At 65.8% G+C, this 15875-nt stretch carries 16 protein-coding genes; 5 read left to right on the top strand and 11 right to left on the bottom strand.

The features are described 5' to 3' along the window. Positions 1-5: 5 nt before the first annotated feature. Both IEV83_RS09795 and IEV83_RS09790 read right to left on the bottom strand, forming a co-directional pair. Positions 6-1493 carry a flavin-containing monooxygenase gene (locus IEV83_RS09795; protein ID WP_181760173.1) on the bottom strand — a complete coding sequence of 496 codons (1488 nt, stop codon included), beginning with the start codon at positions 1491-1493 and terminating at the stop codon, positions 6-8. Between the two features lie 172 nt (positions 1494-1665). Continuing rightward, entirely contained in the window at positions 1666-2166 is a 501-nt protein-coding gene (locus tag IEV83_RS09790; protein ID WP_181760174.1) for a cupin domain-containing protein, read from the bottom strand. Between the two features lie 330 nt (positions 2167-2496). Here IEV83_RS09790 and IEV83_RS09785 point away from each other — a divergent pair, with 330 nt between their 5' ends. The 3 genes from IEV83_RS09785 (at position 2497) to rnhB (ending at position 5495) form a co-directional block, all read left to right on the top strand. Then, entirely contained in the window at positions 2497-3480 is a 984-nt protein-coding gene (locus tag IEV83_RS09785; RefSeq protein ID WP_181760175.1) for an AraC family transcriptional regulator, read from the top strand. 120 nt (positions 3481-3600) lie between these two features. Continuing rightward, positions 3601-4716 (top strand): PA0069 family radical SAM protein, encoded by a 1116-nt coding sequence (locus IEV83_RS09780; RefSeq protein WP_181760176.1) that lies wholly within the window; start codon positions 3601-3603, stop codon positions 4714-4716. A gap of 110 nt (positions 4717-4826) precedes the next feature. After that, positions 4827-5495 carry a ribonuclease HII gene (gene rnhB / locus IEV83_RS09775; RefSeq protein ID WP_181760177.1) on the top strand — a complete coding sequence of 223 codons (669 nt, stop codon included), beginning with the start codon at positions 4827-4829 and terminating at the stop codon, positions 5493-5495. A 64-nt stretch (positions 5496-5559) separates the two neighbouring features. Here rnhB and IEV83_RS09770 read toward each other — a convergent pair whose 3' ends face one another. From IEV83_RS09770 to IEV83_RS09730, 9 genes are all read right to left on the bottom strand, one after another. Continuing rightward, on the bottom strand, positions 5560-6003 hold the full coding sequence (locus IEV83_RS09770) for an acetyltransferase (RefSeq protein ID WP_181760178.1): 444 nt from the start codon (positions 6001-6003) through the stop codon (positions 5560-5562). A 124-nt stretch (positions 6004-6127) separates the two neighbouring features. Continuing rightward, the gene (locus IEV83_RS09765; RefSeq protein WP_181760179.1) at positions 6128-6607 is read right to left on the bottom strand and encodes a F0F1 ATP synthase subunit B family protein; all 480 of its coding nucleotides are present in this window, start codon (positions 6605-6607) and stop codon (positions 6128-6130) included. A gap of 10 nt (positions 6608-6617) precedes the next feature. Next, positions 6618-7169 (bottom strand): F0F1 ATP synthase subunit B, encoded by a 552-nt coding sequence (locus IEV83_RS09760; protein ID WP_181760180.1) that lies wholly within the window; start codon positions 7167-7169, stop codon positions 6618-6620. A gap of 110 nt (positions 7170-7279) precedes the next feature. Next, positions 7280-7507 carry a F0F1 ATP synthase subunit C gene (locus IEV83_RS09755; protein WP_181760181.1) on the bottom strand — a complete coding sequence of 76 codons (228 nt, stop codon included), beginning with the start codon at positions 7505-7507 and terminating at the stop codon, positions 7280-7282. Positions 7508-7583: 76 nt separating this feature from the next. After that, entirely contained in the window at positions 7584-8342 is a 759-nt protein-coding gene (locus tag IEV83_RS09750; protein ID WP_181760182.1) for a F0F1 ATP synthase subunit A, read from the bottom strand. Between the two features lie 62 nt (positions 8343-8404). After that, positions 8405-8767, bottom strand: coding sequence for an AtpZ/AtpI family protein (locus tag IEV83_RS09745; RefSeq protein WP_181760183.1), 363 nt, complete (start codon positions 8765-8767; stop codon positions 8405-8407). Between the two features lie 212 nt (positions 8768-8979). After that, complete coding sequence (locus IEV83_RS09740) at positions 8980-12441, bottom strand: chromosome segregation SMC family protein (protein WP_181760184.1); 3462 nt, start codon at positions 12439-12441, stop codon at positions 8980-8982. Positions 12442-12510: 69 nt separating this feature from the next. Next, positions 12511-13164: a DsbA family protein gene (locus IEV83_RS09735; RefSeq protein ID WP_181760185.1), complete on the bottom strand. Its 654-nt coding sequence runs from the start codon at positions 13162-13164 to the stop codon at positions 12511-12513. A 119-nt stretch (positions 13165-13283) separates the two neighbouring features. Beyond that, positions 13284-13811, bottom strand: a complete 528-nt coding sequence (locus IEV83_RS09730) for a DUF721 domain-containing protein (RefSeq protein WP_181760186.1) — start codon at positions 13809-13811, stop codon at positions 13284-13286. Positions 13812-14030: 219 nt separating this feature from the next. On the opposite strand from IEV83_RS09730, the gene mutY reads away from it, so the two are divergent. Together mutY and IEV83_RS09720 are read left to right on the top strand one after the other, a co-directional pair. Continuing rightward, positions 14031-15095 carry an A/G-specific adenine glycosylase gene (mutY, locus tag IEV83_RS09725; protein WP_181760187.1) on the top strand — a complete coding sequence of 355 codons (1065 nt, stop codon included), beginning with the start codon at positions 14031-14033 and terminating at the stop codon, positions 15093-15095. Between the two features lie 229 nt (positions 15096-15324). Beyond that, a complete protein-coding gene (locus IEV83_RS09720) occupies positions 15325-15873 on the top strand; it encodes a 2OG-Fe(II) oxygenase (RefSeq protein WP_181760188.1) in 549 nt (182 codons plus the stop codon). Positions 15874-15875 lie beyond the last annotated feature (2 nt).

The raw sequence follows: 15875 nt of genomic DNA, 5'->3' as shown, positions 1-15875 counted from the left end.
TCGCCTCAACCGACCTGATAGCTCGGCACCGTTTGCAGGTATTTGCCGAAGGCATCGGCATTGGGCGGGGTGAACACCTCCGCCAGCGGATTGGCCTGCGACGTCTTGCTGGCGCCCATGTCCCTGACCAGTTCATCGAGATGGCGGAAGTGATAGGGCGCGGAACAAAGCCCGCCATAGACCTTGGCCGCCGGGCGCCGGGTGCGGCGCCACGCAAGATGGGCGTCAATCCACTGGTGCATCCGTTCCGGCGACGGCTGATTGGCCAATTGGCCATCCACATAGCGCACCAACCATTCCGCCGCCATGTTGCTGGTCAGCACGGTGGCGAAGCTTGAATTGAAGCCAACGAAGCCAAGGTCCGGCAGGTCCGGATTGACGATCAGACGGTAGAGACGGTACTGGCCATCGTCGTCGATCAACCGCTGGCTCACCTCTTCGGGCAGGAAGGGAATCCCCAGCTTCCAGCCGACCGCCTGCACCACCACATCCGCCTCAAGCGTCTGGCCGCCAGTCAACACCACCGAGTTGCCCTCATAGTGATCGAAAGTGCCCTGATAGGCCTTGATCCGCCCCTGCTTGAGGAAGTCGAAGAACCCTTCGGTGGCGATCGACAGGCCGCAGGAGATCGTGTCCTCGATCTTCGTCTTTGGCCGCATCCCCAGTTTCTTCAGCCCGAACTGCGCGGTCAGCAGTGCCTCAAGTCCGCGCCAGTTGGCCCAGATCAAGGGCTTGGCCAGCGCGTGGCCGAGCCGGCCGAGCGCGGTCATGCTCCAGCCCGGGAACATGCTTTCGGAGGCACGGCAATAGAGGATGCGCTTGAAGTTGACGAGACCACCGAACTTGTAGGGGATGCGCCAGACCGGCTCCAGATAGACGATGGAGACCTCGCTGGCCCCTTCCCGCACTGCGTTGACGGCAACATCGGTGGCGGATTTCGAAAAGCCGAGCACCACGACCTTGCGTCCGCGCACCACCGACGGATCGGTGTATTCGCAGGAGTGCATCACCTTCCCGCCGGCTTGCTCGAAGGCGTCCCGGCCCGGATGGGTGACCTCATTCTTGTCGCTGAAGGTGCCGCTGGCGACAACGACGAAATCGAACTCCATCACCTGCGCCGCGCCATCTTCGGCTTCCACCGTCAGCCGCCAGCCGCCATCGGGCCGGCGCTCCATGCCCGTCACCTTATGGGAGAAGCGGATCAGCGGCATCAACCCGTTTTCCGCCGCATAGTCCCGCAGATACTCATAGACCTGACGGCCGGAGGGCCATTCGGGGTAATCCGCCGGCATCGCCTTGCCGACGTAGCGATAGAGATCCTTCGGGCTCTGTGTCTTGATCCCGGGATAGGAGCGGGAGGGTTCCCAGACGCCGCCCAGATCGTGGCTGCGTTCCAGAACGGTGACCTCATGTCCCCGGCTGTTGAAGGCATGCGCGGACGCAAGTCCGCTCACGCCGGCGCCGATGACGCAGACCTTCTTGCGCTTGACCATGTGTTTGTTCCACGGTTTCTCACGAGGAGCGCCGCGCCGGCTTTCTGGCCGCGGCTGCAACACGCCCCCCGTGGCAGATGGGGCTTTCAGGGCATGGACACACGGGGGCCTTCGCCGCCGGCATCCCGGCGGCGGCAGGCGCCTGGCGATCACGCCCTTTGCTGGCTCGGTGTCAGCCCTTCAGCGTGAGCGGGTCGAACGCCATCTCTTCCGGACGCAGGAACTGCACCTCGCGCATGGCCGACTGGCGCACCACCTCTTCCGGATCGCCGAGATTGTGCAGATTGTCGAACAGCTCGCGCAGGCGCCGGGCCGGGCTGACCCAGAAGATGGCGCGGCAGGGCTTGTCGGTCAGATTGTAGTAGCCATGCGGAATGCCCATCGGCATGCGCACCATGTCGCCCGCATGCGCCTGATGATGCTGGCCGTCGAGATAAAGGTCGAACCGCCCTTCCAGCACATAGATGAATTCATCCTGGGTCGGATGGATATGCGGCGGCACGAAGGTGCCCGGCGGGTCCAGCGTCTCAAAGGCAAAGCAGCTCTCCCCTTCCGACTTCAGCCAGTAGGTGTGGCCGAGAATGCTCCACTCGACCTCGTCAATGCCGGTTCCGGCGCGGGTGATGCCCGGATCGGTGTTGACCTGAACCATGTTGGGGATGGATGTCTTCATCGTGTCTGTCTCCCTCCTGGGGACGCTTTGGGCGCCCCCTTGTTCCTCTGGCACTCCGGTGTCCGCCTTGTCGGCGCGGGTCATTCCGGAGCGATATTTGATGTTTCAAGCAAACGCCTCCCCAGCGCCCGCGTCTATCCACCTGGCGAAGCCGGTAGCCGCTAAACGAAGATTGGTTACAAAAATCCCGTGATTTCCGGCATTGCGCAGCGCAAACAGTCCTCCTTGCGCTGCAGCATGACGCGCCCCGGCGATCGTGGTAGCGTCGCCGCAACAGACCGGCCATCCAAGGACCGGCTTCCAGAGCGCTTGAACAGGTCACAGCCAATCATGGATGCAGGGCAACCGCTTGCCAGCCATGTGAAGGTCGCGACGCAGGACGTTTCCAGAGCTGCGGAACAGGTCGGGCGCATCTTCTGCGCCCACCGGCTCAGCCCGCTGGATCGCGGCGCCGCCTTCTTCGCCACCCACAACAGCCTGCGCTTCGCCGGCGGCTCCATCAACTATGTCGCCTATGGCGGCGATGTGGAGATCGATCCGGGGTGCCTTGAACGCTTCTACCTGATCCAGGTGCCGATGCGCGGCGGCGCCGAGATCCGTTGCGGCACCGCCGTCAGCGATACCGTGCCGGCGCGCGCCGCCTCCGTGCTCTCCCCGACCCGCCCCTCGGTGATGCGCTGGCATCGCTCCTGCGGCCAGTTGATCCTCATGCTGGAGCGGAGCCATCTGGAACGCATGATGGCAACCTTTCTCGACACGCCGGTGGAGGAGATCGTGTTCGATCCGCTGCTGCGCCTCGACCAGGATCCGGGGCGAATCATCGCCGCGCAGATCGGCCATCTGGCGCGGATGGCGGAAAGCCCGGCGGCCCACCATCCGGCCTTGTTGCAGCAGGTGGCCGACAGCATCTGCAGCGCCCTGATCTGGGGGCATGGAAGCAACATCCGCGCCGCCCTGTTCGATCTACCGGCCGGCGGCAGCGCCACGCCCAGCCGGGTGAGTCGGGCCCTCGCCTTCATCGACGCGCATCTGGACGGCACCATCGACTACGCCGACCTCGCCCGCCACTGTGGCTGCTCGCTGCGCGCGCTGCAGATCGCCTTCAAGACCCACCGTAGCCAGACCCTGACCGAAGCCGTTCAGGAACGGCGTCTCACCCTGTTGCGCGAGCGGCTGACCGCTGGCGGCCAAGGCCAGAGCATCACCGATCTGATCCACGCCGCCGGCTTCACCCATCTGGGACGCGCCGCCAGCGCCTATCGCGAGCGCTATGGCGAGCGGCCGAGCGACACCTTGCGCCGCAGCGCCGGGTAGACCGCCCCTCTCCCGCCTCTTGCGCGCGGCGCCGACCACGCGCTGTCGAAGTCCCTTCCCCGGCCTCTATGTTCCTGTTATGTTCCATTTTCGAACCGCAACAGGACACAAGGGCCGGTCATGCCCATCGCCGATATCCAGCTCCCGAATCAGCCGCCCCCTCCCGCGCCCGGCGACAGCCCGCGCGGCAAGGGACGGGGCGCCGGTCTCAACATGGCCGGCCGTTTCGAGCGCGAGAGCCAGGACGCCTTCGATGACGGCTGGGGCACGCTCGACACCCTGCCCGACCTGAAGACCGAGGTGCAGGAGGAGCGGGCGCGCAGCATCATCACCCGCAACGCCTCGCCGGATATTTCCTTCGACCGCTCGGTCAATCCCTATCGCGGCTGCGAACATGGCTGCGTCTATTGCTTTGCCCGCCCGAGCCATGCCTATGTCGGCCTGTCGCCGGGGCTCGATTTCGAAACCCGGCTGACGGTCAAGCCGAACGCGCCGGAGCTTCTGGAACGGGAACTCGGCAAGCCCGGCTACCAACCGCGCTCCATCGCCATCGGCACCAACACCGATCCGTATCAGCCGATCGAACGGCAACATCAGGTGATGCGCGGCATCCTGGAGGTGCTGTCGCGCTGCAATCATCCGGTCGGCATCGTCACCAAATCGGCGCTGATCCTGCGCGACCTCGACCTGCTCGCGCCCATGGCCGAACGCGGGTTGGTCAAGGTGGCCCTGTCGGTCACCACCCTCGACCGCAAGCTGGCACGCACGCTGGAGCCGCGCGCCGCCACCCCCGGCCGGCGCCTCGATGCGCTGCGGGGCCTCAGCGACGCGGGCATCCCCACCGCCGTGATGGTGGCGCCGGTGATCCCGGCCCTGACCGATGCGGAGATGGAACGCATTCTGGAAGCGGGTCAGGAAGCGGGCGCGAGCGCCGCCGGCTATATCCTGCTGCGGCTGCCGATCGAGGTCAGCCCGCTGTTTCGCGACTGGCTGTTGCGGCACCGGCCGGACAGCTACCGCCATGTGATGAACCTGATCCGCTCCATGCGCGGCGGCAAGGACTACGACGCCCAATGGAACAAGCGGATGCGCGGCGAAGGCCCCTATGCGGAGCAACTGGCCAAGCGCTTTTCGCTCGCCAGCAAGCGCCTCGGCCTCAATCGGCGGCGGCAGCCGCTGCGCACCGACCTGTTCTCACCGCCGCGCAGCGGCGGCGTGCAATTGGCGCTGTTCTGAGGCACCGCGTTCGCGGCGGATGATCTGACAGAACCGGCACTCGCCGGAAAAGCGGGGATTGCCGATGCGCCCCCCTTGCAGGCCGAGCCGGCGAAGGCGAACCATAGGCCATGGCAAATGACTTTCAGCTCCGCCCGGCGCTGGCCCTTGAGCTTCCCGGCGCGATCGACCCGGTGGCCGAAGCGCGGATCGCTCGATCCTTCGATGGCAGACTGGCCGGCATTGACGAAGCCGGGCGCGGCCCCTGGGCGGGGCCGGTAACGGTCGCCGCGGTGATCCTCGATTATGAGAACCTGCCCGAGGGCATTCGCGACTCCAAAACTCTGAACGAGGCCGGACGGGTGCGGGCGTTCGAGGCGATCCTGGAAACCGCCGAGGTCGCCATCGCCTTTGCCAGCCCGGAAAGCATCGACCGGCTCAACATCCGCGCCGCCACCCTTGGCGCCATGACCCGGGCGGCAAAAGCCCTGCCGCGCGCGCCCGACGCCTGTCTCATCGATGGCCGCGATGTGCCGCCGAACCTCTCCTTCCCCGGTCAGCCAGCGATCAAAGGCGATGGCCGCCTGCTCTGCGTCGCCGCTGCCTCCATCGTCGCCAAGGTGACCCGGGACCGCCTGATGACCCGAATGGATGCGCTCTGGCCCGGCTATGGTTTTGCCCGACACAAGGGCTATGGCACCGCCGCCCATGCAGCCGCGCTTGAAAAACTCGGCGCCTGTCCGTTGCACCGGCGCAGCTTCCGGCCGATCCGCGCCGTCCTCGGCCTCGATCCGGAGTAGCGCCCTGCATCCGCCTCCTTCGGCGGAACCTCTGCGCCTGAGCTGATCTTTCCTGGAAGCCGCTTCAGGAGGAACCGGTATGGCGAAGATGGATCAGCGGATACGGCCGCCCCTGCCCATCCCGCGCCGACCGCCCCACGGGCTCGAATCCCATGCGCCGATAGAAGCCGACCGCTTGAAGGTTCTGCTCGTTCACATCGGTCGAAAGGTCCGGTTCGCGCTTCAGCGCCTCCGCGACGAGCTGACGGCCGACGCCCCTACCGCGATGGTCGGGGTCAATGAACAAGGCCTCCATGTGGCCGCCGTCGAGCAGCATGAAGCCCACCGGCCTATCGTCACCATCAATGGCAAGGTCCAGCGGCGCATCAGGCAGGAAGCCACGCACCTCGCGTTCAATGTCCCGTCGATCCTGCGGGGACAGAAAGCCGTGTGTGGCATCGACGGAGCGGCACCAGATTTCGACAACGCGCGGCCCGTCGGCCGGGCATGATTTTCGGATCGTCATCATGGGCCCCGAATAGCCAGCGAAACCCGGGCCCGCAAAATCCGATATCGACCCTCCGCCACCGGCCATAAAAAACGGCCCCGCCTAAGCGGAGCCGTCTTTCACATGCAATGGACCAAGTTCCGGATCAGTTTAGCCGATCCTTGACCTCGCCGATGCTCTTGGTGAGAAGCTCGTCGCTGACCTTTCCAGCCACCTTCTTGCCAAGGATGTCGGTTGCCGCGGTGACCGCGATCTCCGCAGCCCGGGCACGCACCTCGGCGACCGCCTGGCCTTCGGCCTGCTCGATCTTGCGTTCGGCAGCGGCCGTGCGGCGGGCGATCATCTCTTCGAGCGCCTCATTGGCCTCGACCGTCAGCCGCTCGGCTTCGAGCTTGGCTTCGGCGATGATGCCCTCGGCTTCGACTTCGGCTTCCTGACGCTTGCGCTGATAGTCGGCGAGCAGCGACTGGGCTTCCTCGCGCAGCTTGCGGGCGTCATCGAGCTCCTGGCGAATGCCATCGGCGCGCTTGTCCAGCGCCCCGGTGATCATCGCCGGCACCTTCATGTAAGCGATAAGGCCGAGAAAGAGAACGAGCCCGATCAGGCTCCATGCTGTCGCATCCATCAGCCTATCCTCACTTCATTGCCGAGTCGACGGCCTTGGTCAGCTCCGCCTTGGTCGGCGCCTTGCCGATCAGGGTCTCGACCAGTGCAGTCGTCGTGTCGGTCGCGATCTCACCCACATTGGCAAGCGCCGTGGTCTTGAGCTCCGCGATGTGCTTTTCCGCATCCGACAGCTTGTCAGCCAGACCGGCTTCGGCCGCGGTACGGCGCGCCTCGACATCGGACTTCAGCTTGGCCCGCGTGTCATGGGCAATCTTGTGTGCATTGCCGCGTGCTTCGGCCAGTGCCTGCTCGTAAGCGGCAATGGCGGCATCGCTTTCCTGCTTCAGCCGGTTGGCTTCCGCCAGATCGCCGGCGATCCGGTCGCGGCGATCCTCGAGAATTCCGCTGATGCGCGGCAGGGCGACCTTGCTCATGATCCAGTAGAGAAGGCCGAAGGTAATCGCCAACCACAGGATCTGCGAGGCAAAGGTTCCACCGTCGAACGGAGGAAAGGTGCCAGTGCTGTGCGCGTCGGCGGGAACTTCCGTTCCGGTATGGGTTTCAGCGCTTGTCGTGGCCATGATGGTCTCCAATGACGCTCCGGTTTCGGCATCGCCGTCGTCGCGATGCGATGACCGGGCGGAGGAGGTCCGCCCGGTCGGAATCCGCGTCGCTGACGCCGTCTACGAAATCAGACGGCGAAGAGCAGGAGAAGAGCGACGAGAAGCGAGAAAATGCCGAGCGCCTCGGTCACGGCGAAGCCGAAGATCAGGCGGCCGAACTGGCCATCGGCAGCGGACGGGTTGCGCAGGGCGCCCGAGAGGTAGTTGCCGAAAATGCTGCCGAGACCGACGGCGGCGCCGCCCATGCCGAGACAGGCGATACCGGCACCGATGTACTTTGCTGCTTCAGCTTCCATGACACTTGCTCCTTGAGTAGAGATTGCAGCGACGTTGTCAGCCTCGCTTTATTGCGAAGCCGAACCCAAATGACCCTTAGTGGCTCGGATGCAGCGCATCGTTGAGGTACATGCAGGTCAAAACCGTGAAAACATAGGCCTGAAGGAAGGCCACCAGAAACTCCAGACCCGTCAGGGCAACCGCCATGACCAGCGGCAGGATCGCCGTGATCGGCCCCATCACGCCGAGCCCGTCGGCGGCGATGAGCGACACCACGAAGCCAGCGAACACCTTCAGGGTGATATGACCGGCCAACATGTTGGCGAACAGACGGACGGAGAGGCTCACCGGACGCGAGAGGAAGGAAATCACCTCGATCAGCGTCACCAGCGGAACCAGCGCACCCGGAACACCGTCGGGCACGAACAGCTTGAGAAAACTCATGCCGTGCTTGGCGAAGCCGTAGAGCACGACCGTGCCGATCACCAGCATCGCCAGGGCGAAGGTCACGATCAGATGACTGGTCACGGTGAAGAAATACGGGAACATGCCGATCAGGTTGGCGATCAGCACGAACATGAACAGCGAGAAGACAAGCGGGAAGAACCGCATTCCCTCGTTGCCCGCCGAACTTCGCAAGGTACTGGCCACGAATTCGTAGCTCATCTCGGCCATCGACTGCCAGCGCGTCGGCACGAGACCACGGCCGCTGGTCGACATGATCAGGAAAAGCGACACCACGGCGGTGGTCGCGACCATGAACAGGGCCGAATTCGTGAAGGAAAGATCGAGGCCACCCATTTCGATCGGCACGATCTTGGTGATCTGGAACTGATGGATCGGGTCGTTCGCCACCGGGTCAGCCCCTCTTTAGCGGTCGCGTGGAGGCGCGAAAAGCGCCGTGAAATGGTTCAAAACTATCCGTCGCGCGACTTGTCGAACGGCTCCGCCACAAGACCGGCAGACCGAAGGACATTCAGCACGCCCGCAAGGAAACCCAACAGCAGGAACACGATCAAGCCCCAGGGACCCGTTCCGAAGCCGCTGTCGATCACCCAACCGATGGCCGCTCCGACCAGAATGCCAGCGACGAATTCCGTCGACAGCTTCATGGCCTGAACATAGCCATGCGCACCGCTCGAAGAGGCATCCGGCCCCGGCTCATCCGGCTTCGGATTCTTTTCTTCAAGCGCACGCACCAGCCGGTCCATCCGCTCGGACAGTTCAGCTTCCACCGGCTTGTCGCTCTTGCGCCCCGAATCATCGTCGCTAGGAGGCATATCGTTCTTATCCCCGCGCGATCGACGCTTGCTGGATCGCTTCACGCAAACCCCTGAAAGCCGGGCGCACCATAGTCGGCACCCCCTGCCCTGTCAAGGACACAGCGAAACAAGGCAAGTGTCTGTTTTTATTAATTTATCCATCGCCATCAACAGTCTGACAAACCGCCCGACGGTTTTGGGCGCGAGCTGTTGCCGCAATGCACGGAAGCCTAACCCGCCTCCAGGAAGCGTTCCGCGGTATCCAGATCGACGGAGACGAGCTGCGACACGCCGCGTTCGGCCATGGTCACACCGAACAGCCGCTTCATCCGGGCCATGGTGATTGGGTTATGGGTGATCACCACGAAGCGGGTTTCCGTGCTGCGCGCCATCTCGTCCAAGAGATCGCAATAGCGCTCCACATTGGCATCGTCGAGCGGCGCATCCACCTCATCCAACACGCAAATCGGCGCCGGATTGGTCAGGAACACGGCAAAGATCAGTGCCATGGCGGTCAGCGCCTGCTCGCCGCCGGACAATAGCGTCATGGTCTGCGGCTTCTTGCCCGGCGGCCGGGCGATGATCTCCAGCCCGGCATCGAGCGGGTCTTCCGCATCGACCAGTTGCAGCTCGGCGGTGCCGCCGCCGAACAAATGGGTGAACAGGCGCTGGAACTGGCTGTTGACCGTGTCGAAGGCGGCGAGCAGGCGTTCGCGCGCCTCCCGGTTGATGTTGGAAATCGCCGTGCGCAGGCGGCGGATCGCCTCGATCAGATCGTCGCGCTCGCTGGTCAACGTACTGCGCTGGCTGTCGATTTCCGCCAGCTCCTCCTCCGCCCTGAGGTTGACGCCGCCCAGCCGCTCGCGCTCCGCCTTCAGCCGCTCCACCCGGCGCTCCACCGGTTCGGCCTGCGGCAGGGGCGCTCCTTCCTTGAGGCCGGCGAGTTCCGGCAGCGCGGACACCGCCACCTCCAGCACCTCATCGATTCGCTCTTCGGTTTCGCTCTTGCGGCCACGGGCCGCCTCAACGCGTTCCTCGGCGCGAATCTTGCGCTCGCGCACCTGGGAAAAGCGGGACAGGGCCGCATGGGCCGCCGCATCGGCCTCGCGCTGCGCCGCTTCCGCCGCAAGCAGAGCATCGTCGGCGGTCTTGCGTGCCTCTTCCGCCTTGGCGATCCCGTCCAGCAAGTCGCGCCGGCGTGCATCGATGTCATCAGGCGCCAGCAGCAGGGCCTCCCGCTCCTCGGCCGCCGTTTCCATGCGCTCGCGCAACACTGCGATCTGCTGTTCGGCGCCGGAGGCCCGCTGCACCCAACTGGCCCGTTCGCGGGCAATGGCATCGAGCCGGCGCTGGCGCATCTGCTGCTCGCGGGCAAAGCCATCGACCGCCGCACGCTCGCGCGAGACCGCCGCGCGTGCCTCCGCCGCTTCGGCCCGGGCGAGATCGACGCGGCGCTCCAGCCCGTCGTCATCGGCCAGTTCCTCCAGCAGGGCCTGCGCCTCGGCAACCGCCTCTTCGGCCTCCTCCCGATCCTGGGCAAGCCGCGCCAGCGTGTCTTCCAGCCCGGACTTGCGCGCAAGAGTTTCGGAAATCGCCCGCTCGACCCGAGCAACCTCCTGCCGCCCGGTCTCGACCCGCATTCGCAGATCGCGCAGCCTTTGGCGCGCCGCCTGCTCGTCCTCGCCGGCCCGCCGCACAGCCTCACCCGCCTCGGCGAACATGCGCCGGACCTCGTCCAGCGCATCGGCGGCGGCGATCCGCTCCTCCTCGACCACCGCCAGCCGGTTCTTGCGCTCCAGCCGCTGCGCCGCCGCGCTCGGCGCATCGGCGGAGACGGTGAACCCATCCCAGCGCCAGATCGCCCCGTCCCGGCTGACAAGCCGTTGACCCGGTTTCAGCTCGCCTTGCAGGCGCGCACCATCCGCCGCATCGACAACGCCGATCTGCGCCAACCGGCGCGACAGGGCCGCCGGCGCCGTCACCTCCCCGGCAAGGGGGATGGCGCCAGCCGGCAAGGGAGGATCCGCCGCGCCGTCGCCGGGCGTGACGCTCCAGCGCATCGGCGCCTCGCCGCCCACCGGCGCATCCAGATCCTCGCCCAGCGCCGCGCCGAGCGCGGTCTCGTACCCCGGCGCCACGCTCATCTCGTCGACCACCGCCGTCCAGTCACCAGAGCCGCCCGCCTCGATGATCTCGGTCAGCATGCGCGCTTCGGTGTCCAGCCGGGAGACCAGCCCCTCGGCCTCGGCAAGCGGTCCGCGCGCCGCCTCCAGCCGGGCACGGGCGGTCTCGACCGTCTCCTCGGCCAGCGTGGCTGCCTCCTCGCCGACTTCAAGCTCCTCCTCGGCCGCCTCCAGCCCGGCCTGCAGGGTTTCCAGATCGCCGGCAGCGGAGAGCTGATCCCCCAGCGCGGCGATCTGCGCGGCGGCGGCGTCATGCTGCTGGCCGATGCGCTCGGCGCGGGCGCGCGCATCCTGCACCGCCTGGGTGAACTGGCGACGCCGTGCGGCGGTGCCCGCCTGCTCCCCGGTCAGAGCCTCAAGCCGCTCCTCGGCAGTGGCAAGCACCGCTTCCGCCGCCTCGACCTTCTCGCCAGCCAGTGCGGCCTGTTCCTCATCGGCCAGCGCCTCGGCGCGCAGCTCTTCCTCCTCTTCCGCCAGCGCGGCAAGCTGCTCGCCGTTTTCCGCGATCAGGGCTTCCTCGCGGCCAATGTCCTGCTGAAGCTGCTGCAACCGCGCGGACAGTTCCGACAGCCGCTCGCGGGCGCGCCGCTCCTCGCCGTCCAGCCCATTGCGGGCGATCAGCAGGCGCTGCAGCGCCGCCCCGGCCTTGGCCGCACCATCGCGGGCCTCGGGCACCTTGTAGGCGGCAATCGCCTGGGCCTTCGCGGTCTCGGCCTGGGCCGCCGTTGCCTCGGCAACCTCGGCCTCGGCGGCGGCATGCTCCTGTTCGGCGGCGGCGAGCTGGTCGCGGCAGTCGAGCCAGCGCAGGTAATAGAGGGTCGCCTCGGCGGCGCGGATTTCCGCCGACAGATTGCGGAACCGGCTTGCCTGCCGGGCCTGACGCTTCAAGCCATCGAGCTGGCCCTCGATCTGCACCAGCACGTCTTCCAGACGGTCGAGATTCTGTTCCGCCGCCCGCAGGCGCAGTTCGGCCTCGTGCCGGCGCGAATGCAGGCCGGAAATGCCCGCCGCCTCTTCCAGGATCTGCCGGCGAGAGGTCGGCTTGGCGGCGATCAGCTCGCCGATCTGGCCCTGGCGCACCAGCGCGGGCGAACGGGCGCCAGTGGACGCGTCGGCGAACAGAAGCTGCACGTCGCGGGCGCGCACATCGCGGGCATTGATCTTGTAGTTGGAGCCGGATTCGCGCTCGATCCGCCGGGTCACCTCCAGAAGGTCGGTATCGTTGAACCCGGTCGGCGCCGTGCGGTCACTGTTGTCGAGGAACAGCGTTACCTCGGCGGTGTTGCGCGCCGGACGGTTGAGGCTGCCGGAAAAAATCACGTCGTCCATGCCGGACGCACGCATGTTCTTGTAGGAGTTTTCCCCCATCACCCAGCGCAGCGCCTCGACAAGGTTCGACTTGCCGCAGCCGTTCGGGCCGACCACGCCGGTCAGCCCATCGGCGATGATGAACTCCATCGGCTCGACGAAGGACTTGAAGCCCAGAATGCGAAGCTTGGTGAATTTCATCGCCGCCACGCCGCCCCATGGCGCAGAAAAGCGCGCGGCACAGCCGTCATGCCGCGCGCCCTCGTCATCTCAGAGAAGCTTGCCGATAGCCGTGTCCAACTGCTCAATGCTCTGCGCCCCACTCTCCTTCTTCCCGTTGAAGAAGAAGGTTGGCGTGGAGGATACGCCAAATTCCTGCGCAGCACGATCCTTGATGCCGTTGATCCCGTCGAGCAGGGTCTGGTCCTTCAGGCAAGCGTCGAAGCTTTCCTGCGTGAAACCGATCTGCTTGGCGAAGTTCAGCAGCGAATTATAGGGATTGTCGGTGAAGGCCCAAGCGCGCTGATCCTCGAACAGAAGATCGACCACATCGAAATACTTCCCCTCCGGCGCGCAGCGGGCGAGCATGAACGCAGCGGCCGCAACCGGATCGAGCGGGAATTCGCGGAAGACGTACCGCACCTTGCCCGTGTCGATGTATTCCTTCTTCAGATGCGGAAAGGCGTCCTTGTGGAAGTTGGCGCAATGACCGCAGGTCATCGAGGCATATTCCACCACCGTCACCGGTGCATCCTCGGCGCCCAGCGCATTTTCCGGCAGCGCGCCGGGCTTCATCAGCTCGGCCATATCCACGGTCTCAGCCAGCGCCGACAGCGGGAAGGCGCCAAGCCCGATGGCAAGCGCGCCGATGCCGGTGCGGGTGACGAATTGTCTGCGATCCAAAGTCACGTGCGGGTTCCCCATAGAATGTGGCCGTTGATCTTCATTTGTGGTGTTTATCGCCTTTGACAAGCCCGTCAACCGGACAGGGAAAATGTGGCGGCAATGGGGGATGGCGGACCACGCGGCCCCTGCCCGCCCGGTTATCCTTGACTGGAGCGGGCAATCACCGCCCGGCCGAGCTTTTCCAGAGCGTCTCCGAGGCGGGACCCCTTCAGCGGCTCGAGCCGATCAGCGAGCCGACCCTCTTCCGCCTCGGTCAGCGCCCGCAGCTTTGGCGGGGCATGCGAGCGCGGCGGCGTCACCGGCCGTTGCAGGATCCGGATGCGGCCAATGGCGGCCCAACCGAAGAAGCCGTTGATGCGCTCGATCACCTGCGGCATGTCATGGGTCAGAAGCAGGGCGGTCGCCCCATCGGTCTGCACCACCAGCGTCGCCGGTTTGGGCTCGGCGTCCGGCGTATCGGCGCCGCGCGGCCAGTCGAGCCGGATCGGCTGCACCCGTCCCGCATAGCGCTCGCCGACGATATCCGGCCAGTCGGCCACCAGATCGGCGGCGGCGAACCCCCGCTTGAGGCAGGCCCGCTCCAGCGAGGCGCCGATCAGATCGCCCAGCGGTCTGGCCCGGGTCACCCGCCGTGGGCCGCGCTGACGGCCACCAACATTAGCCATGCCCGAACGCTCCTGTTTCCGTCCTGTTCGCAGCGAATCACTCATGTCTTTTTTTGAGGCCGCAATTGCGGTGTTTTCGCGACAGCAGCCCGCCTGTGCAAGCCCTTGTCCCCATTTGCCACCGCTGGCGTATGCCCCTTGCGGGAAAGGCGCGGGAAAACGCTGCCGCCGAACACTGCGCGCTCTTGCATTCGCGCCGCCTTGACCGATCCTGTCGCCATGACAGTTCAAGCCAGCCCCACCGATCTTCTTGCCTGGTATGATCGCCACGCCCGCAGCCTGCCCTGGCGGGTCTCGCCCGCAGACAAGCGGGCGGGCATTCGGCCCGATCCCTATCGCGTCTGGCTGTCGGAAATCATGCTGCAACAGACCACGGTGCAGGCGGTCAAACCCTATTTCGAAGCTTTCCTCGACCGCTGGCCGACAGTGAAGGCGCTGGCCGCCGCCGATGAGGCGGAGGTGATGAAGGCCTGGGCCGGGCTTGGCTATTATTCACGGGCGCGCAACCTGAAAGCCTGCGCGGAAAGGGTCGCGGCCGAGCATCAGGGCCAGTTTCCCGCCGATGAAGCAGACTTGCGCGCCCTGCCGGGCATTGGCCCCTACACCGCCGCGGCGATTGCCGCCATCGCCTTCGACCGGCCAGCGGCTGTCGTCGACGGCAATGTGGAGCGGGTGATCAGCCGCCTTCATGCCATCGAAACGCCCCTGCCCGCGTCCAAGCCCGATATCCGCGCCCACACCGAGGATCTGGTGCCGGAGGATCGTCCCGGCGATTTCGCCCAGGCGATGATGGATCTGGGCGCCAGCCTGTGCAGCCCGCGCAAGCCGGCCTGTGCGCTCTGCCCCTGGACCAGCGCCTGCGCGGGCCAGCGCCTCGGGATCGCGGAAACCCTACCGCGCAAGGCGCCGAAGGTTGCCAAGCCGACCCGGCGCGGCATGGCCTTCGTGCTCCTGCGCGAAGGAGATGACGCCGTGCTGCTGCGCCGCCGCCCGCCAAAGGGGCTGCTTGGCGGCATGAGCGAGCCGCCGACCACGCCCTTCACTGAAGACGCGGTCACCGACGATCTGACATTGGCCCCTTTCGATCTCGACTGGCAGCGGATGCCGGCGGACGTTCGCCACACCTTCACCCATTTCCATCTGGAACTGGCGGTCTGGCGGGCCACGGCGCCGGCCGACCTTGCCCTTGCCGACGGCTCCTGGTGGTCACCGCCGGAGGAGCTGGCCGGGGAAGCCCTGCCAACGGTGATGAAAAAGGCGGTGACGGCCGGGTTGGGCGAGTAACTTGACGCTCGAGGACGCCACTGCTGCAATCATTCCCTGAAACGCCCGAACCAACGGCTACCGGCGAAAATCGGCACCGATTGTGCAGGACCGCGCTCCTCCACCCTGCATGGTAGACATGACGATCACCCCCTACCGAGGGGGAAGGCAAGTCTATCGAATTCTTTTGCCTTGTTTTTCTTTCTGACGCATGACACGCTTTCTTATGCCGTTGTGGAGACTTCGGCCCATGTTCATGCATGCTGTTCCTGCCCTCTTCTCCGCTGCGGAAGCTGCGGAGGTCATTCGCCTTGCCGTCGATGTTCAGGCAACCTCCGGCGGGCTCGTCGGCGGCTTGCACAATCACAACATTCGCCGCGCGGACATCGCCTGGCTCGATGATACCGGCTCCGCTGCCTGGGTGATGGAGCGCATCGTCTCGGGCGTGGCGCGTGCCAACCGCGATGTCTTCGATTTCGACATCAGCGATTTTCGCGAACGGCTTCAGGTCGCGGCCTATGACGAAAGCGTCGCCGGCCACTACGACTGGCATTCGGACATCGGCGACGGCCCGATCGCGCGCTGGCGCAAGCTGACCATCGTCGTGCAGTTGAGCGATCCGCAGAGCTATCGCGGCGGCGCGTTGGAGATCAATCCCGGTGGGACCACCGTCACCGCAGCGCGCGGCATCGGCGACGCAACGCTTTTTGCCTCCTTCATGCTGCACCGGGTCACGCCGGTGACCCATGGCACCCGCCATTCGCTCACCTGCTGGTGCCACGGGCCGGCGTTCCGCTAAAG

The organism is Stappia taiwanensis (assembly GCF_014635285.1).
Taxonomy (GTDB): Bacteria; Pseudomonadota; Alphaproteobacteria; order Rhizobiales; family Stappiaceae; genus Stappia; species Stappia taiwanensis.
This window is presented reverse-complemented; position numbering and strand designations above follow the sequence as displayed.